The sequence below is a fragment of the Streptomyces sp. NPDC008125 genome (assembly GCF_042957125.1).
Lineage (GTDB): Bacteria > Actinomycetota > Actinomycetes > Streptomycetales > Streptomycetaceae > Streptomyces.
Genome location: NZ_JBIBHR010000014.1, coordinates 15,281 through 33,142, shown reverse-complemented (window position 1 = coordinate 33,142; position 17,862 = coordinate 15,281). Strand labels below are relative to the sequence as shown.

General features: G+C 73.3%; 16 protein-coding genes, 2 tRNA genes and 1 riboswitch. Of the genes, 11 read left to right on the top strand and 7 right to left on the bottom strand.

The features are described from left to right. Positions 1 to 183 precede the first annotated feature (183 nt). The 6 genes from ACFZAX_RS23405 to ACFZAX_RS23380 all read left to right on the top strand — a co-directional run bounded on the left by ACFZAX_RS23405 (position 184) and on the right by ACFZAX_RS23380 (position 5,298). On the top strand, positions 184 to 534 hold the full coding sequence (locus ACFZAX_RS23405; RefSeq protein ID WP_266706241.1) for a metallopeptidase family protein: 351 nt from the start codon (positions 184 to 186) through the stop codon (positions 532 to 534). Then, entirely contained in the window at positions 531 to 1,016 is a 486-nt protein-coding gene (gene crcB, locus ACFZAX_RS23400) for a fluoride efflux transporter CrcB (RefSeq protein WP_390963923.1), read from the top strand. The genes ACFZAX_RS23405 and crcB overlap by 4 nt, the downstream gene beginning before the upstream one ends. A 211-nt stretch (positions 1,017 to 1,227) precedes the next feature. Further along, positions 1,228 to 1,608: a CrcB family protein gene (locus ACFZAX_RS23395; RefSeq protein WP_390963922.1), complete on the top strand. Its 381-nt coding sequence runs from the start codon at positions 1,228 to 1,230 to the stop codon at positions 1,606 to 1,608. 113 nt (positions 1,609 to 1,721) lie between these two features. After that, the gene (locus tag ACFZAX_RS23390; protein WP_390963921.1) at positions 1,722 to 2,249 is read left to right on the top strand and encodes a hypothetical protein; all 528 of its coding nucleotides are present in this window, start codon (positions 1,722 to 1,724) and stop codon (positions 2,247 to 2,249) included. 266 nt (positions 2,250 to 2,515) lie between these two features. Then, on the top strand, positions 2,516 to 4,879 hold the full coding sequence (locus tag ACFZAX_RS23385; protein WP_390963920.1) for a DEAD/DEAH box helicase: 2,364 nt from the start codon (positions 2,516 to 2,518) through the stop codon (positions 4,877 to 4,879). 345 nt (positions 4,880 to 5,224) lie between these two features. Beyond that, a tRNA-Lys gene (locus ACFZAX_RS23380) sits at positions 5,225 to 5,298 on the top strand. Between the two features lie 301 nt (positions 5,299 to 5,599). Here ACFZAX_RS23380 and ACFZAX_RS23375 read toward each other — a convergent pair. The 3 genes from ACFZAX_RS23375 to ACFZAX_RS23365 all read right to left on the bottom strand — a co-directional run bounded on the left by ACFZAX_RS23375 (position 5,600) and on the right by ACFZAX_RS23365 (position 7,210). Next, complete coding sequence (locus ACFZAX_RS23375; protein WP_390963918.1) at positions 5,600 to 6,412, bottom strand: hypothetical protein; 813 nt, start codon at positions 6,410 to 6,412, stop codon at positions 5,600 to 5,602. Between the two features lie 190 nt (positions 6,413 to 6,602). Continuing rightward, entirely contained in the window at positions 6,603 to 6,800 is a 198-nt protein-coding gene (locus ACFZAX_RS23370; RefSeq protein ID WP_390963916.1) for a hypothetical protein, read from the bottom strand. Continuing rightward, positions 6,797 to 7,210, bottom strand: a complete 414-nt coding sequence (locus ACFZAX_RS23365; protein WP_390963914.1) for a hypothetical protein — start codon at positions 7,208 to 7,210, stop codon at positions 6,797 to 6,799. The genes ACFZAX_RS23370 and ACFZAX_RS23365 overlap by 4 nt, the downstream gene beginning before the upstream one ends. Positions 7,211 to 7,318: 108 nt before the next feature. Here ACFZAX_RS23365 and ACFZAX_RS23360 point away from each other — a divergent pair, with 108 nt between their 5' ends. Then, entirely contained in the window at positions 7,319 to 8,074 is a 756-nt protein-coding gene (locus tag ACFZAX_RS23360) for a GntR family transcriptional regulator (RefSeq protein WP_390963912.1), read from the top strand. Between the two features lie 282 nt (positions 8,075 to 8,356). Here ACFZAX_RS23360 and ACFZAX_RS23355 read toward each other — a convergent pair whose 3' ends face one another. After that, positions 8,357 to 8,782, bottom strand: a complete 426-nt coding sequence (locus ACFZAX_RS23355) for a hypothetical protein (RefSeq protein ID WP_390963911.1) — start codon at positions 8,780 to 8,782, stop codon at positions 8,357 to 8,359. A 487-nt stretch (positions 8,783 to 9,269) separates the two neighbouring features. Here ACFZAX_RS23355 and ACFZAX_RS23350 point away from each other — a divergent pair. From ACFZAX_RS23350 to ACFZAX_RS23335, 4 genes are all read left to right on the top strand, one after another. Then, a tRNA-Met gene (locus ACFZAX_RS23350) sits at positions 9,270 to 9,343 on the top strand. Positions 9,344 to 9,821: 478 nt separating this feature from the next. Beyond that, positions 9,822 to 10,949, top strand: a complete 1,128-nt coding sequence (locus ACFZAX_RS23345; protein WP_390964087.1) for a SpoIIE family protein phosphatase — start codon at positions 9,822 to 9,824, stop codon at positions 10,947 to 10,949. Positions 10,950 to 11,241: 292 nt separating this feature from the next. Next, a riboswitch (cyclic di-AMP (ydaO/yuaA leader) is annotated at positions 11,242 to 11,396 on the top strand. 11 nt (positions 11,397 to 11,407) lie between these two features. After that, complete coding sequence (locus tag ACFZAX_RS23340; RefSeq protein ID WP_390963910.1) at positions 11,408 to 12,463, top strand: peptidoglycan DD-metalloendopeptidase family protein; 1,056 nt, start codon at positions 11,408 to 11,410, stop codon at positions 12,461 to 12,463. Between the two features lie 273 nt (positions 12,464 to 12,736). Continuing rightward, complete coding sequence (locus tag ACFZAX_RS23335) at positions 12,737 to 13,684, top strand: aldo/keto reductase (protein ID WP_390963909.1); 948 nt, start codon at positions 12,737 to 12,739, stop codon at positions 13,682 to 13,684. Here the strand turns inward: ACFZAX_RS23335 and ACFZAX_RS23330 are convergent. The 3 genes from ACFZAX_RS23330 to ACFZAX_RS23320 all read right to left on the bottom strand — a co-directional run bounded on the left by ACFZAX_RS23330 (position 13,665) and on the right by ACFZAX_RS23320 (position 17,787). Next, positions 13,665 to 15,383 (bottom strand): PrsW family glutamic-type intramembrane protease, encoded by a 1,719-nt coding sequence (locus tag ACFZAX_RS23330; protein ID WP_390963908.1) that lies wholly within the window; start codon positions 15,381 to 15,383, stop codon positions 13,665 to 13,667. The two genes, ACFZAX_RS23335 and ACFZAX_RS23330, sit on opposite strands and share 20 nt — an antisense overlap. A 75-nt stretch (positions 15,384 to 15,458) precedes the next feature. After that, the gene (trmB, locus tag ACFZAX_RS23325) at positions 15,459 to 16,415 is read right to left on the bottom strand and encodes a tRNA (guanosine(46)-N7)-methyltransferase TrmB (protein ID WP_390963907.1); all 957 of its coding nucleotides are present in this window, start codon (positions 16,413 to 16,415) and stop codon (positions 15,459 to 15,461) included. Continuing rightward, positions 16,408 to 17,787 (bottom strand): FAD-dependent oxidoreductase, encoded by a 1,380-nt coding sequence (locus ACFZAX_RS23320; RefSeq protein ID WP_390963905.1) that lies wholly within the window; start codon positions 17,785 to 17,787, stop codon positions 16,408 to 16,410. The genes trmB and ACFZAX_RS23320 overlap by 8 nt, the downstream gene beginning before the upstream one ends. Positions 17,788 to 17,862 lie beyond the last annotated feature (75 nt).

The window sequence follows — 17,862 nt, the reverse complement described above, 5'->3', positions numbered from 1 at the left end:
GGTCCGCGCTCCGGACATGCGGCGATACCCGTGCCTGCCCGCGTACGGGGACGCACCCGGGGGCGGACGATCCCTCTCCGGCGCCTTCTGGGGCTTACGGGGGCTTAGGGGGCTTGCGAGGGCGTACGGGGCGGGTGGCGGCCGGGCGGGTGCGCCGGGGCGGGGGTGCGTGACAATGGCGGGGTGCTGGAGATGACGCGCGAGCAGTTCGAAGAGCTGGTGAGCGAGGCGCTCGACCGGATTCCGCCGGAGCTGACGCGGCTGATGGACAACGTCGCGGTGTTCGTCGAGGACGAACCGGACCCCGGCGAACCCGAGTTGCTCGGGCTCTACGAGGGGACCCCGCTCACCGACCGGGGCGAGTGGTACGCGGGCGTCCTGCCGGACCGGATCACCGTCTACCGGGGGCCGACGCTGCGGATGTGCGAGACCCGCGAGGACGTGGTCGCGGAGACGGAGATCACCGTCGTCCACGAGATCGCCCACCACTTCGGCATCGACGACGCGCGACTGCACGCCCTGGGGTACGCGTGAGCGGTTCCGGTGCGGGCGTGCCGGGCGGGTCCGCCCGGGCCGGGGCGATCCCCGCGTCCGGGCCGCGCGAGGCGGCGGTGCTCGGGGTGGTCGCGGCCGGCGGGGTGATCGGCGCGCTGGCCCGCTACGCGGCGACCCTGGCCCGGCCGGCCGCCGTGGGGGCCTTCCCCTGGACGACCTTCCTCGTCAACGCGGTCGGCTGCGCGCTGATCGGCGTCCTCATGGTGCTGACCGTCGAACGGTCCGTCGTCGAGCGCCCTCTGGTGCGCCCGTTCCTCGGTGTCGGGGTGCTCGGCGGGTTCACCACCTTCTCCACGTACGCGGCCGACGTCTCGAAGCTGCTGGCCCGCCAGGAGGTGCCGACCGCCATGGTCTACGCGGCCGGCACGGTGGTGGTGGCGCTCGCCGGGGTGTGGGCGGGGGCCGCCCTGACCCGGGCGTGCGTGGACCGTGCGCGGCGTGCGCGCGGGGGTGCGCGGTGACGCCGGCCGCTGGTGAGGGCCGGGGGTGCGCGGTGACGCCGGCCGCTGGTGAGGGCCGGGGGTGCGCGGTGACGCCGGCCGCTGGGGAGGGCCGGGGGTGTGCGGTGGCGCCAGCCGCTGGGGAGGGCCGGGGGTGTGGGGTGGCGTCGGCCGCTGGTGAGGGCCGGGGGTGTGCGGTGAAGGGGCCGCTGACGATGGCGGGGGGTGTGCGGTGAACTGGCTGCTGGTGGCGATCGGCGCTGGGGTGGGCGCCCCGCTGCGGTACCTGACGGACCGTTTCGTGCGGCGGTACCCCGGGGCGGGGCTGCCGTACGTCTTCCCCTGGGGCACCTTCGCGGTCAACGCGGCGGGCAGCCTGCTGCTCGGGGTGCTGACCGGGGCCGCCGTCTCCGCGCCGACGTACGCCCTGCTCGGCACGGGGCTCTGCGGGGCGCTGACGACGTACTCGACCTTCTCGTACGAGACGCTCCGGCTGGCCGAGACCGGGCGGGCCTTCCTCGCGGGGGCGAACGTGGCGGCCTCGGTCCTGACGGGGCTCGGCGCGGTGTTCCTCGGTGCGGAGGTGGCGGGCGGCGCCGGGTTCGGGGGCTGACGCCCGCCGGTCGTCCACCGGTGGCGCGGCGGGCGTGTCCCCGGCGGGGTCCAGGGAGTTGGGTACCACGCACCCGTTCCCGCGTTCCCGCGTTCCCGTCCCGGAGGTGCCCCGTGCGCCCGTTCCCCGTTCCCGTCCGCTGGACGGTCCTCACCGCTTTGATCCTGGGCGCCTCCCTCGGGTGCGTGAGCGTGGACGCGGAGAAGACCGGCCCCCGCCCCACGAAGTCCGCCGGGGCGGCCGGGGCCGCCGAGGAGCGGACCGGCGGGGTCGCCGGCGCGTCCGGCCGTTCAGGCCCCGGCGCGGGCGGCGGCGGCCACCACACCGACCGGGGCAAGGACGGGAAGCCGGACCCGGAGCACTCCGGTGACCCCGCCTCGCCCAGTCCCTCGTCGGCCGGCCAGGGACCCGGCCTGCCGACGCCCCGGGGGAGCGACCCGGTGGTGGTGGTCACACCGGCGGTCACCGCGGGACCCGGTGGCCCCGTCGTCACTGCCGCGCCCGTCACGCCCGACCCGACGCCGCCGGCCGCCACCGAGCCGGCCCCGGGCGGCGACGCGGGCGGTGGTCCGGGGCAGCCCGCCCCGTCTCCGGTCACGCCGCAGGACCCGTCCCCGCCGGCCGCGTCCCCGGCGGAATGACCACTCCGCCGAGTGCCGCCGATGCGGGGCATCACCGCAGGTCGGAGGCGGTTTGACCGAGTGCCGAAGAAGGTCGGTTTGCGCAATGGGGGGGAGGGTGCGTATGGTAGTAGATCGTTTGATCCCATTGCCCGGCGCCGACACAGAAGAGCGCCGTGTGGCGCGTACTCTCCCTTGCCGTGGCTGGACCGCATTGAGGCGGTCGAAATTGCGAAAACACGGAGTTACGGGCGCGTGCCGAGACTCCGGAAGGTTTCGCATTTCGCATGTCAATTTCCAGTTCTGACCACACCGTCATGTCCGCAGACGTGGACACCGAGCTCGCGCAGAACGCCGAGCTCGCCGCCGAGGCCGTCGTGGCCGAGGCAACTCCAGTCGCCGCCGAGGTGACCGAGGAGAAGGCCGCCGAGGCCGTCGCCCCCGTCGTCGAGACCGAGTCCGACGGGGCCGTTTCCACCGAGGCCGTCTCGGACGAGGCCGTCTCCGACGAGGCCGCCTCCACCGAGTCCGGCGAGGACGCCGAGCCGGGCCTCACCTTCGCCTCGCTGGGCCTGCCCGACGGCATCGTCCGCAAGCTGGCGCAGAACGGCGTGACCAGCCCCTTCCCGATCCAGGCCGCGACCATCCCGGACGCCCTGGCCGGCAAGGACATCCTGGGCCGTGGCCGTACCGGCTCCGGCAAGACCCTCTCCTTCGGTCTGCCGACCCTGGCCGCGCTGGCCGGTGGGCACACCGAGAAGAAGAAGCCCCGCGCGATCATCCTGACGCCGACCCGTGAGCTCGCGATGCAGGTCGCGGACGCGCTCCAGCCGTACGGCGACGTGCTCGGCCTCAAGATGAAGGTCGTCTGCGGCGGTACGTCCATGGGCAACCAGATCTACGCCCTGGAGCGCGGTGTCGACGTCCTCGTCGCCACCCCGGGCCGTCTGCGCGACATCATCAACCGCGGCGCCTGCTCGCTCGCGAACGTCCAGGTCGCCGTCCTCGACGAGGCCGACCAGATGTCCGACCTGGGCTTCCTGCCCGAGGTCACCGAGCTGCTCGACCAGATCCCCGGCGGTGGCCAGCGGATGCTCTTCTCCGCCACCATGGAGAACGAGATCGGCACCCTGGTCAAGCGCTACCTGACCAACCCGGTCACGCACGAGGTCGACAGCGCCCAGGGCAACGTCTCGACCATGTCGCACCACGTCCTCGTCGTGAAGCCGAAGGACAAGGCGCCGGTCACGGCCGCCATCGCCGCCCGCAAGGGCCGCACGATCATCTTCGTCCGCACCCAGCTGGGCGCCGACCGCATCGCCGAGCAGCTCATCGAGTCCGGCGTGAAGGCCGACGCGCTGCACGGCGGCATGACGCAGGGCGCCCGTACCCGCGTCCTCGAAGACTTCAAGAAGGGCTACGTCAACGCCCTGGTCGCCACCGACGTCGCCGCCCGAGGCATCCACGTCGACGGCATCGACCTGGTGCTGAACGTGGACCCGGCCGGCGACCACAAGGACTACCTGCACCGCTCGGGCCGTACCGCCCGTGCCGGCAAGTCCGGTGTCGTCGTCTCGCTGGCGCTCCCGCACCAGCGTCGCCAGATCTTCCGCCTGATGGAGGACGCGGGCGTCGACGCCTCGCGTCACATCGTCCAGGGCGCGGGCGTCTTCGAGCCCGAGGTCGCCGAGATCACCGGTGCGCGTTCGCTCACCGAGGTCCAGGCCGACTCCGCGAACAACGCCGCCAAGCAGGCCGAGCGCGAGGTCGCCGAGCTGACCAAGCAGCTGGAGCACGTGCAGCGTCGCGCCGGTGAGCTCCGCGAGGAGGCCGACCGCCTGGTGGCCCGCGCCGCGCGCGAGCGGGGCGACGACCCGGAGCAGGCGGTGGCCGAGGCCGTCGCCGAGGCGGAGGCCGCCGTCGAGGCCGCCGTCGCCGTGCCGGAGCCGCAGTCGGCGGTCCGCGAGGAGCGCCGTGACGAGCGGGGCAACTACGAGCGCCGCGACAACCGCGGTGGCGACCGTGGCGGCTACCGCGGCGGCAACGACCGTCGTGACGACCGTCCGTCCGGTGGCTTCCGCTCCGGTGGTGACCGTCGTGACGACCGTGGCGGGGACCGTGGCGGCCGTTCCTTCGAGCGTCGTGACGACCGTCCGTCGTTCAACCGCGACCGTCGTGACGACCGTCCGTCCGGTGGCTTCCGCTCCGGCGGTGACCGTCGTGACGACCGTGGCGGCGACCGTGGTGGCCGTTCCTTCGAGCGTCGTGACGACCGTCCGTCGGGCGGCTTCCGCTCCGGTGGCGACCGTCGTGACGACCGCCCCTCCGGCGGCTTCCGCTCCGGTGGCAGCGACCGTCGTGACGACCGTGGTGGCCGTTCCTTCGAGCGTCGTGACGACCGTCCGTCGGGCGGCTTCCGCTCCGGTGGCGACCGTCGTGACGACCGCCCCTCCGGCGGCTTCCGCTCCGGTGGCAGCGACCGTCCGTTCAACCGCGACCGTCGTGACGACCGCCCGGCCGGCGGCTTCCGCGCCGGTGGCACCAGCGACCGCCCGCAGGGCCGTCGTGACGACCACCGCGGCAACACCGGCACGAACACCGGCAGCTTCGGCCGCCGCGACGACAAGCCCCGCTGGAAGCGCAACGGCTGACCGGCCGTCCGGACCGCCGACCGGCGGACCTGCGACCTGACGGCCGAGTGAGCCGTCCGATCCGACGCCAGGGCCCGTACACACACCGTGAGGTGGTGTACGGGCCCTGGCGCGTGTACGGGGGCGCCGGCGGGCTCGCGGGCTGCGGGCGCCGCGAGGCCGGGGCTGCGGGCGCCGCGGTGCGGGCTGCGGTGCGGGGCCCGTATCCGTACGGCCGTTCACAAGGTCACGATCCGCCCGTCCTGCGGTGCTCCGGCGGCCCGCTTTCCCGGCGCAGCGGCCCATCACGGGATACCGGATCGGCTCGCGGGTCCGGGCGGGCTATGCTCGTGGGTGATCCGGTAGGGGCCGTTAGCTCAATTGGTCAGAGCAGCGGACTTTTAATCCGTTGGTTGTGGGTTCGAGTCCCACACGGCCTACCGATCGCAGGGCGGGGAGCGATCTCCTCCGGCCTGCAGCGAAGCGCCCCGACCGGCTCCGGCCGGTCGGGGCGCTCCGCCATCTCCGGGGGTCGTTTCCGGGCACCGCGTACGCGCCTGATCACCAGGTCCGCGGCCGGCAGAAGACCGCGGTGGCGTCGTCGTGCGCCGTGTTCCTGGGCTGCCGGAGTCCTGAGGATCGGCGAGTTCGCTCGTGCGTACCGTACGAGGGTCCTGCGAGGTCTTGCCGTTCGCTCCGGGCAGTCTCCCGCCCCCGGCCGGCCGGGCCCCCGTCCGTCCGTCAGGCGAGCATTCCCATCTCGTCGCTCCCGACCTCCACTTCGGCGTGCGGGACCGTGACCTCGACGGGGCGTCCCAGCTCGGTGAGGGTCAGCGTACTGACGGAGGACGCGGTGGCCCCCATCTGCAGGGACATCCGTATGCGGACCGCCCGACCCTGCCCGTCCACCCATACGTCGACGGGTACGAAGATCTCGCCGCCCAGCAGGTCGCGCAGCTTCCCCGTGGTCTCCAGCGGCTTCTTCGCCAGCTTCAACGTCAGTGCTTCATAGGGAAGTTGGCCACGGAAGTGAGTGGCCGGGACGGAGCCCACCCGCTCCGGGCCCGTTCTGGTGAAGTCGGTGGCCATGGAGGCCTGCTCCAGCGTGTACTCCGGGTCGTTCGCGGGGGACCTCAGCACGTGCTGGGCTTCGACGCCGGACCGGTCGACTGCCGTCCACTCCATCGTCTCGGCCCCGGTCGTGCCCCGCATGTAGAGCTTCCCGTCGGTGAAGACCTCGTCGAACCGGGCCGCCGACGCCACACTGACGTTCGTGGTGCCCCGGTGGTGGGCGAAGTCGTAGGAGCCATTGCCGGAGATGAGGTACGTCGTGCCCTCTCCCGCGCCCATCTCCGTGCGGTGCGCGATGCGTGCCGTCGTACGGCCGGTCGCGTCGAGGGCGGCCAGGACGGTCTTCGTGGGGTCGGCGCTCGCGCCCGGCGAGGGTGAGCGGCTTTCCGCCGCGCCCGACCTGTCCGCCGGGGTGGACGTACTGCAACCCCCCGCGAGCAGGGCGGTGCAGGCGAACGTGAGGAAAAGGGCGCGGCGAAGCAAGGCGGACTCCGGATGGCTGGAAGCGGTGGTGTGCGACCCGATGCGGCACGCCTACTGCTCCGGCCACCCTATGTACCTGTGGGTGCGGTGTGGATGGGTGGAGTCCGGTCCGTGGGCGGGCGGAGGCCGGGTACTCCCCGCTCTCAGCGCCGGGCCCGCCCCGGGCTCTCAAGGAAGGGTGCGCCGCGCGTCAGTGCCGGACCTGGCGCTCCGCGAGGGCCTTCCTGATGCGGTGGCCACGGCTGCCCGCCGGGGGCCGGCACTCCGGGGAGTCCTGCGGGTGGGCGTAGGCGTCGGGGCGGGCGCCCGAGGCCGAGTGGCCCTCCGCAGTGATCACGGCCGGGCCGGTGATGGCACGGTCGCAGTCGACGCAGATGTGGGGGATCACCGGCGGGCCGCCCGCCATGCGCGGCTGAGGCGGGCCGCGACCTCGCACTCGAACCGCTCCGAACGGCAGGCCGTGCATTCCGCGGTGTGCGTGATCAGCGTGCGGTACTCCGCGTCTCCGGGGGCGGCGCCCCCGGCCGGTACTGCCATGTCGGTTCTCCTTCGTCTCGGAGCGGGGTGGTCGATCTCGGCCCACACCCGGGCGATGCCGTCGGCGCCGGCCTCGTGGCCGAAGCGGTCGCCGTGCGCCAGCGTCATGAGGATCGTGCTGTGGATGGCGCTGCTCAGGGGGGAGGGGAGGGGCGCGCAGACCCGGAAGGCGCCGGGAGTCTCCGTCACCTGCGGCTCGGCGCCGGTCGCGGCGGCGAGCATGCCCGCAAGGGCGACAACCCGCGGCGGCACGGAGGGCATGGCTCTCCCCTGGATGAGTTCATCACGGTTCGTGATGCTGAATATTCAGCTTCGACCTGATGGGTTAGCTTTGTCAATGTCCGACTTCCACGGCTGGGAGCTGTGCACATGCCTCGCGACACCCCTTACCTTCAGGTGGCCGACGCTCTCCGCGACCGGATTCGGTCGGGCGAGTGGGCCGTGGGCGACAAGTTGCCCAGCCGCGCCCGGATCGCCGAGGAGTACGGGGTCGGCGCGTCCGTCGCGCAGCGCGCCATGGAGCGACTCACCATCGAGGGCATCCTCGAAGGCCGCGCCGGGTCCGGGACCTACGTCCGCAGGCCGCGTGAGCGCGGGCGCATGATCCGCACCAGGCGCCCTTACGCCACCTCGCCCTTCCGTGCGGCCCTCAACGCCCAGGACCACGAGGGGAAATGGGAGTCGCGGTCCGCCGCACGGACTCCGGCGCCCGAACGCATCGCGGAGCGGCTGGACATCGAGCCCGGCGACCTCTGTGTCGTCACCGACTACGAGTTCCTCATGGAAGGGCTGCCCGTCCAGCTCTCCAGGAGCTGGGAACCGATGGCGATCACCGGGGACACCCCGGTCGTGCTCCCCGAGATGGGCCCGCACGCCGGGATCGGCGTGGTCGAACGGATGCGGTCGATCGGCGTCGTCGTGGTGCGCGCCGTCGAGATCCCGCGCCCGGCCCGTGCCGACCAGGAGCAGGCGAACCTCCTCGGCATCAGCATCGGAGGCCTGATCACCGAGATGGAGCGCACCTTCTACGACATCGACGGCCGCCCGGTCGAGACCGCGGACATCGTGGTGCCGGACGTGCGGTGGGAGATCGCGTACGAGATCGCCGTCGAGCGGCGCGCGTAGGAGCGCCACCGGTCACCGCGCCGAACGTGCGTGGCGCAAGGGGAGTTCACGGTGCGCTGCCTGCCTGCCCGACTGCGCCTGCCTGCCGGCCGCTGCTGCCCGACGCCGCGTGTCTGCTGCCCGGCGCCGCGCGCCTGCCTGCCGGCCGCTGCTGCCCGGCGCCGCGCCGCGCGTCTGCTGGCCGGCGTCTGCTGTGCGACGTGGGGGCTCGTGGAAGTGACGCCGCCCCCGCCCTGCCGTGCGGCCGGACCGGGGCGGTCGTTCCGCGCTCCGGGGCGCGCGTCAGGCGACGGTCGGGGCCTTGGTCTCGGCCGCTTCGGCGGTGACTGCCTCGGTGGCGACCGCCTCAGCGGCAGCCGCCGGTCTCGCGGGGTCGGCCGTCGTGGAGGTCGCCGCGGTAGCCGTCATGACGGCCTCGGCCGCCGCCGCGCGGGTCGCCGCTGCCGCCTTGCCCTGGTGGATCATCAGGCCGATGAAGCCGGCCAGGAAGCCGCTGATCAGGCCGGATATCGCGTTGTTCAGGGCATTGGTGCCCTCGCCGTCCGGCATGCCGATGAGGAAGTAGACCACCACCGCGCTCATCACGGCCCCGGCGAGGCCGCCGATGATCGCGCTCGCCGCCGACGTGCGTACCCGGGTCCCGAGAGATGCCTCCGGCGGAGCGGAAGGGGCAGGTGCAGAAGGGGTGGAAGTGGCAGAGGTGGTCATGGCGGAGTCCTCCAGAGGGGGCTGCGTTGCGGGACCGGGGCGCGTGGCCGGCGCCGGGGCAGGCGAAAACCGCCGCCTCGGGGGCACGCGTCCTCACGGGCAGCCCGCCGGTTCTGGGGGATGCAGCCACATCCTTGGCCAGAAGTGCACGCATGGCAACTGCCCGAGGCAGAAGCACCGTTGTGCAACGCGCTGCGACACGTCGTCCTCAACTGTGCTGTTCCGCGCCCGTGGTGGTGTGGGAGCAGGGGCACGTGAGACCCAAACCACGCGGTGGAGAGGGGGCTTGGCACCTCTCCGCAGTCCGCGGGCTTCCGGTCTGCGCCTGTTCGCGCACTGTCGCCCCCACGCCTCACCGGGTGGCCCCGGCGGGGCTCGGGCCGGCCCGAGCCGACTCCGCGGCGCCCGCTTCCTGCCGTCTCCCGGGCGGTCGTACGCCGGGGTGGTCAAGAGCCCGCTCAGGATGGCGTAGAGTTGTGTTCAACGACGCGGGGTGGAGCAGCTCGGTAGCTCGCTGGGCTCATAACCCAGAGGTCGCAGGTTCAAATCCTGTCCCCGCTACTGAAGGCCCGGGCCCGGCACGCACAGCGCGCCGGGCCCGAGTCGTTTCCGTGGGCGCGCGCCCGCTCGGCCCTGGACTCGCTCGCGTACGCGATCCTGCGGCATAACGATCTGCCGAACCGGGCATGAAGTGGTCCATCCAGGAAATGTCTCGCACGCCTGCGCGGTTCGTTGTCGTCCGACCGCCTGCGTGGGCGGGCGCCCGGGAAGGCCGGGGCAACCGGTCCGCCGGTTCCGCCTGCGGCGCGCTTGGGCTCGCGGCGTGGAACCCATCGCTTCGCCGGTCCTGACCGCCCGGCGTACGCCGGCGGTGGGGGCGCTCGAAGGGGAGTCGCGCGCTCCCCCCTATGGACGACGAGGAGTCGCCGCGCGGCGCGGTTCGGGCCAGCCTGGGCGGGGCGCGGTAGGTTCCGCAGCCGTGGCGGGACAGGGCAGGAGAAGCGCAGAGGTGGGGAAACCGCTGTACGAGCATGGCTGGATGGCCGGGGGTGTGGGTGCCCGGCGCTTCGTGCGGATGCTGCCTGCCCTGCTCATCGTCGGCGGACTCGCTTTCGACATCGCTTCGCCGCCCCGCTTCACGGCGGTGCCCCTGTTCGTCGCCGCCCCGCTCATCGCCGCTCCGTTCGCTTCCCGGGCGGGGACCATCCGGATCGGTGTCGCCTCGCTGACCGCCGTCATCGCGATGCGGGTGTACGTGGGCACCATCGGGCAGATCGTCCCGATCATCGAGACGCTCACCGTCTTCACCGCCGCTGTGCTGGCGCTCGTCATCAACGGCGTCGTACGGCGCGGCAACGAGCAGCTCGCTTCCGCCCGGATCATCGCGGAGACCGCCATGCGCGCGGTGCTGCCCGTGCCGGCCGACCGGGTCGGCGGGCTCCATGTCGCCGCGCGGTACGAGGCGGCGCAGGCGGACGAGTACGTCGGCGGCGACCTCTTCGCCGTCGCGGACACCCCGTACGGCGTACGCCTCGTGCTCGGTGACGTACGAGGCAAGGGGCTCGACGCGGTCGAGGCGGTGGCGGTGATCATCGGCGCCTTCCGGGAGGCCGCCGAGCAGGAGGAGACGCTGGACGGCGTGGCGCAACGGCTGGAGCGGGCGCTGGCCAGGGACGCCGCGCGGCGCGGGGGGCTGGACCCGGTGGAGGGGTTCGTCACCGCGGTGCTCGCCGAGATCCCGCAGGGCTCCGCGACTCTGCGGATCGTCAACCGGGGCCACCCCGAACCGTTGCTGCTCCATGCCGGAGGAGAGCTGGACGTGCTGCGGCCGAGCATGCCCGCACTCCCTCTCGGCATGGCGCTGGGCGTCTGGCCGGACCAGGTGGACGAGTGGGATCTGCCGCCGGGCGCGACCCTGCTGACCTATACGGACGGGCTCTCCGAGGCGCGCGACCGGGCGGGCGTGTTCTACGACCCGGCGGAGCGGCTGCGCGGGCGGATCTTCCCCGGTCCGGACGAGCTGCTGACGGCGCTCACCGACGACGTCCGGCTGCACACCGGTGGCCGCTCGACGGACGACCTGGCGCTGCTCGCGGTCGCCCGGCCGGCGGAGGACCAGCCGGAGCGCCGGACCACCGTGCCGATCGTCGGCCGGGGGGACGGCTGACGCGGTGGTGCGGGCCGCCGTCCCGAGGCCCTTCCGACCTCCCCCGAGGGCGTCGGACGAGTGTGGCGACGTTCCGTAGCAGACCGGTGCCGCTCGATAACATATGACACACCGTCAGAAAAGTCGGGGCGCACCGATTGTCCGCAAGTCGCCCTGTTGAGTGGTGATATGCGGTGGTAAATACCGCCCTGAAGTGGGAATGATCAAGGGGGACGGCTTGGAATCGAAGCCGTCTGTCTATTAACGTTCGATAACGCAGCGCGGTCGTCCCAGCCGTCGTCAGAGACGGCGCCGTGCGCGAGCGCCGAATTCCGCAAGGGAACCGGGGAACCACCTTCTTGGGGTGAATCGGACACCTGTGTCTCGATCAGAGACGTCAGGCGTCCGTAGGAGACCTTCCTGCTCCGAACCCGTCAGCTAACCCGGTAGGCGAGAAGGAAGGAAAGGAGTGCGCCCCCGTGGCGTCCAACCAGCCTGCCCCAGAGGCCCCGTCGCCCTTTGCCACCCTCGACGGTTTCGGCTCCCCCGGCGACTCCGACAAGGCGTGGGAGGAATGGAACCCCACCGAGGATTCCCTCCGCCCCGTCCGCGGCCGGCACCGCGTGGCCAAGCAGCGTGGTCTCGCGCGTAGTTCCACCGTCCTCGGGGTCGGCGTCATCGCGGCCGTCGGTGCGGGCGGCATGGCCACCGCGCAGAGCAAGCCGCCGGTCTCCATCTCTCTTCCCGATGCGCTCGCGGACAACCTCCCCGACGCCACGTCCGTGCCCGGGCTGGGCGCTCTGATCACCGCGGTCGAGTCCCACGACACCCCCGCCCCGGTCGCCGCGGCCGCGCCGTTCACCACCGCCGGGCTCACCACGGCGGAGACCGAGCAGGGTGCCACCGACGCGGGCGAGGCCCTGCGCGCCCGCATCCTCCAGCAGGCCGAGCAGCAGCAGTCCGCCGCCGACGCGGACGCGAAGGCGGCCGAGGAGGCGGCGGCCGCCACCAAGGCCGCCACCGAGGCGAAGAAGCAGCAGGACGAGGCGGAGGCGAAGGCCGCCGCGGAAAAGAAGGCGGCCGAGGAGGCCGCGGCGAAGAAGGCCGAGGCCGAGAGGCTCGCCAAGCTCGCCGCCAGCTACTCGCTCCCCACCTCCGCGTACACGATCACCTCCACCTTCGGAGAAGCCGGCACGATGTGGGCCTCCGGGCAGCACACCGGCCTGGACTTCGCCGCGCCGACCGGCACCCCGGTCAAGGCCGTGCACGGTGGAACGGTCAAGTCCGCGGGCTGGTCGGGCTCGTACGGGTACCGCACGGTCCTGGAGCTCGACGACGGTACGGAGGTCTGGTACTGCCACCAGTCCTCCATGGACGTGGTCGTCGGCCAGCAGGTCAGCACGGGCGACACCATCGGCCGCGTCGGAGCCACCGGCAACGTCACCGGCCCGCACCTCCACCTCGAAATCCACACCCCGGACGGCGCCGGCATCGACCCGATGGCCTGGCTGACCGGCAAGGGCCTCACCGTCTGACGCTCGGCGTATCGCCGAGCCCCTGAACCCCGGCAGCCTTGACGCTCTACCCCCCCAGGACGTCAGGGCTGCCGGTTCTCCGCCCACCCTCGTTTCTCTCCTCCCGCGGTTCTCTCTCCGCCGACGGTTGCCCGTCCGCCCCGGGCACGGGCGCCCTGCGCCCCGAGCACGGACGCGGAGTACGAGCGAGGAGCGCGCCCCGGGACGGCGACCGGCCACGATTCGGAGCCGCTGACCGGAATACGGCCCTCAGCCCGTTTCGTTGAACCCCTCATGACTTCTTCTCTCCGCAAGCTCGGCACGTCCGGCATCGAGGTCTTCCCCCTCGCCCTCGGCGGCAACGTCTTCGGCTGGACCGCCGACGAGGCCGAGTCCTTCGCGGTTCTCGACGCCTACGCCGCGGCCGGCGGCAACTTCGTCGACACCGCCGACGCGTACTCGGCCTGGGTCCCGGGCAATCAGGGCGGTGAATCGGAAACCCTCGTCGGCAAGTGGCTCAAGGCCCGCGGCAACCGCGCGGACGTCGTCGTCGCCACCAAGGTCGGTGCCCACCCCGCGTACCGGGGGCTCGCCACCGGCACGATCAAGAGTGCGGTGGAGGAGTCCCTGCGGCGGCTCGACACCGACTACATCGACCTCTACTACACCCATTACGACGACGAGAGCGTCCCGGTGGAGGAGATCGTCACCGCCCTCGACCAGCTGGTGAAGGAGGGCAAGGTCCGCGAGATCGGCGCGTCCAACATCAGCCCCGAGCGCCTGCGCGCCTCGCTCGCGTTCTCCGAGCGCGAGGGACTGGCCAGGTACGTCGCCCTCCAGCCGCACTACAACCTGGTCTCCCGCGACACCTACGAGGGCCCCGCCCAGGACCTCGCAGCCGAGACCGGTCTCGGCGCGGTCCCGTACTACGCGCTGGCCTCCGGCTTCCTCACCGGCAAGTACCGGCCCGGCACGCAGGTGGACAGCGCCCGCGCCGAGAAGGCCGGAGCACACCTGGAGTCCGAGCGGGGGCAGAAGGTACTGAGCGCGCTCGACGCCGTGGCCGAGGCCCACGGGGCCGAGACCGCCACCGTCGCGCTGGCCTGGCTCGCGTCCCGCCCCACGGTCGTGGCGCCGATCGCCTCAGCCCGTACGCCCGAACAGCTCCCCGCGCTGCTCGCGGTCGCCGACCTCGCGCTGAGCGACCAGGAACTGGACCGGCTCACCGAAGCCTCCGCCTGAGCGCGGACCGGGGTCTTTCGTTCGGATCGGTCTTGACCAGGCCGGATCGGGGCCCCGCGAGCCCAGCGTGATCCGGACGAGAAGCCCTACTGCGGCGGGTGCAGATAGGGATTGTGCCCCCCGTACTCCCGGTGCGGCGGCTGGTGGGGGGCCGGAGCCGGGCCCGGGGGGCCTGCGGCTCCGGAGCCGGGCCCGGGGAGGCCTGCGGCTCGGGGCCGTACGGGGACGCCGGACCGGTTCCGTACGGCGCCGGGGGCGGGTAGCCCCCGGCCGCGTGGGCTCCGTGCGCCGCGTGGGCTCCGTGCGCGGCGTGGGTTCCGTGCGCCGCGTGGACACCGCCGTGTCCACCGTGGGCTCGGCGGCCGTACGGGACGGGCACCGGGCGGCGGACGGCCGGGCGGAACACGCTGCGGGCCGCCTGGCTCAGCGCGGGGGCCGCGAACTCCCGGCGCGCCCACAGGTGGTGCAGCAACTCCTGCTCGCGCGCCGCGAAGTCGGCGCCCACCGCACCGCGCCGGGCGTCCCGCCGCAGCGCGGCCAGCGAGGTCGCGAACGACTCGTACTCGGCGACGGCACGGGCCGCCGCCCGGCCCCTGGCCCGGTCCGACGCGCCGTGCCAGTGCCGGGCCAGGTCACGCGCCATGCCCCGGGCGCGCATCGAGCCCAGTGCGAGCGGCTCGGCCGGGGTGAGCCAGCCGGCCACCGCGTACGCCGGGAACTCGGCGGCGAGCGTCCGCAGCTCCCGCCTGCGCGACCAGATCGCCAGCCAGGTCAGCAGTCCGAACACCGGCATCATGACGACGCCGTAGACCAGGTAGAAGCCGTACGGCCGCCAGGCCGCCGAACCGTTCCACAGGGCGTGCATGCCCATCGCGCACACCAGCCCCAGCAGCGGCAGCGCGATCCGGCGAAACCTGCGGCGGCGCCCGGCGGCGGCGAGACCGAAGCCGATGCCCGTGAGCGCCGTGAACACCGGGTGCGCGAAGGGCGACAGGACGATCCGTACGAAGAAGGTGCCGACCGTCACCGAGGCGATTCCGACCGTCCCCAGCTGCCGGTCCTCGCCGAAGGCACTGCCGAGATAGAGGATGTTCTCGCTGAACGCGAATCCGGTCGCGGTGAAGCCCGCCGCCACGATCCCGTCGACGACCCCGCCGAACTCCCGTCTGCGGAACAGGAAGAGCATCAGCACGGCGGCGCCCTTGGCGCTCTCCTCGACGATCGGCGCGACGACCGTGGCGCCCAGGGTGTCGGCGCCGGAGGGGTCCGCCGAGAGGTTCGCTATCCAGTACGTCGCGAAGGAGTTCGCGACGATCGCGACCAGCGCCGCCGCGCACGAACCCCAGGCGAAGGCGAACAGCAGATTCCGCCAGGGCGCCGGCTCGACCCGGTCCAGCCAGCGGAACGCCGCCATCAGGAGCGGCACCGGCAGCACGGCGAGCCCGAGACCCACGAGGAACCCCTCGGTGCCGGTCTCCCTGCGCACGAGCGCGAGGATGAGCAGCCCGCAGATGGCCAGCGTGACGATCACCGCGCCCGCGCGGAACGCCTTGCTGCGCCACACCATCCCGACGCGGCGCGGGCGGTAGCGCCAGTGGGCACGCTCCGGGACGGCGCCCAGGATCTCGCCGATCCGCTGCTCCTCGAGCACGGGGACGGCGGGCTGGGACTGCTGGTACTGCTCTGGCCCGGCGGACATGTTCCGACCCTAACGAGCGGGACCGACAAACGACCAGGAGGTTCCCGTCAGGCCCCCGTCGAGGCCGACGGGCTGTCAGACCCTGGCGAACAGCAGGTCGTGGACGACGTGGCCCTTGTCCAGGCCCTGCCCCTCGAACCGGGTCAGTGGCCGGAACGCGGGACGTGGGGCGTAGCCGCCGTCGGGCCGGGTGTTCTCGAACCGGGGGTGCGCGGTGAGCACCTCCAGCATCTGCTCCGCGTACGGCTCCCAGTCGGTCGCGCAGTGGATCACCGCGCCCGGCTTCATCCGCCCCGACACCAGGTCCAGGAAGTCCGGCTGGATCAGCCGCCGCTTGTGGTGGCGGACCTTGGGCCACGGGTCGGGGAAGTACACCCGCAGGCCGTCGAGGGACTCCGGCTTCAGCATCTCGCGGAGCAGGATGATCGCGTCGCCGTTGGCGACCCGCACGTTGGTCGAACCGGCCAGGTCGGCAAGGCGCAGGAGGTTGCCCTGGCCCGGGGTGTGCACGTCGACGGCGAGGATGCCCGTGGCCGGGTCGTCCGCCGCCATCTGGGCGGTGGCCTCGCCCATGCCGAAACCGATCTCCAGCACGACCGGCAGCCCGCCGAACATCTGGTCCAGGTCCAGCACGCTCAGGCCGTCGATGTCGAAGCCCCACTGTGGCCAGAGCCGCTCCAGCGCGTCCTGCTGGCCCACCGTGACCCGGCTGCGGCGCGGCTGGAAGCTGCGGATGCGGCGCTCGTGGTGCGAGCCGGCCGGATCGGCGGCCGGTCCACCGGGGAAACGGGGCTCCTGGCGCAACCGGCGCTGCCGGTCGAAGGAGGCGGCCCGGCGGGCGGCGGCGTCGGCTTCCGCGTCGGAAGCTTCCGCGCCGGAGACCGCCACGTCGGCCGTGTCCTCGGTGGTGCTCGCGGCTGCGTTCACGTCCGCGTGCGCATCCGCGTTCACGGCTGCATCGATGGCGGGGGCCTCGGCGGTCTCGTCGCGCGCGCCGGGCTCCGTACTGGGGTTCAGGGGCTGCTCAGACACAATGCCCCGATTCTACGGCGGGCGGCCTCCACCCCGCCCCCTGCGCCAGCGCCAGCACCCGGCGGGCGATCTCCCGCCCCACCGGCAGCGCCGTGGCCAGCGCGGCGTCCGCAGGGGTGTGGAGCACGTGCACGGTGTGCGGGGCCTCGTGGATCAGGAAGTCCTCGACCGGAGTGCCGTCGGGGTGGACCGTCCGGGTCCGCATCCCGGTGCGGGCCGGGCCCAGGTCCTCCTCGGTGACGTCGGGCAGCAGCCGCCGCAGCGCGGTCGCCGCCACCGCCTTCGTCGAACCCGCCCGAGCAGCCCGCCCAGCCTGCCAGGGACGCCCGGTCTGCCAGGGACGCCCGTCCCGAGCGGTCCGCCCGATCACGTCCGTCCGCTCCGCCGACAGCACCGCACCCGCCCCGGCGAAGGGCACCCCGTCCCGGGCGTACCCCTCCGGCCGGCGCGCGGTCCGCCAGGAGGCGGGCCGGGTCAGCGCGGAGAGCAGCCCGCCGGGGTGGACCGGCGGCACGAGCCGCCCGTGCGCCGTCGCGCCGACCGGTCCGACGTGGACCGTGCCGTCGACGGACCGGACGATGCCGCCGATCGACTGCGCCCCGAGGAACGGGTGCCCCGAGGACGGCACCGGATGGACCACTCCGCGTACCAGCTCAGGTCTGCGCAGCTCGTAGTACGTGTCCCGGACCGGTACGACGTGTACGCCGGGCTCGTCGCCGGCGAGCCGCGCCACCCGGGCGCTCTGCGGGCCCGCGGCGTTGACCAGGACCCGGGCGCGGACCACCGTCCCGTCCGCGGTGCGGGCCGCGACGCCCCAGGGCCGCCGGTCCACGGCGGTCACCCGTGCCCCGCACCGGACGACCGACCCGGCGGCGGCGACCTCGCCCGTGAGCGCCGCGAGGACCCCCGCCGCGTCGCAGACCCCGGTGGTGGACACCCGGATCGCCGCCTGCCCGCGCACCCCGGGCTCGTACTCCGCGATCTGCGCCGGGCCCAGCTCGCGCACCGGCAGCCCGTGCTCCCGGCCACGCTGCGCCAGCGCGTGCAGGCGGGGGAGCTCGGAGCGGTCGGTCGCCACGATCAGCTTCCCGGCGACGGTGTGGGCGATGCCGTGCCGGGTGCAGAACTCGGTCATCTCGCCGCCGCCGCGCGCGGCGAACCGGGCCGTGAGGGAGCTCCGGCGGTGGTGGACACCGCTGTGGATCAGCCCGCCGCCCGGTCCCGCGAGGTGGTCGGCAGGGTCGTACGCCTCCTCCAGCACCGTGACCCGGGTGCCCGGCGCCGCGCGCGTGAGCGCGTACGCCGTCGACAGACCGACGATCCCGCCGCCGATCACCAGCACGTCGCAGTCGTAGTCCGCGTGCGTCCTCATCACGCCACCTCCCACCCCGATAGTGCACTGACCCGCTGACAACCGGATCAAACCCCGGGCGGGGCGGGGACGTGG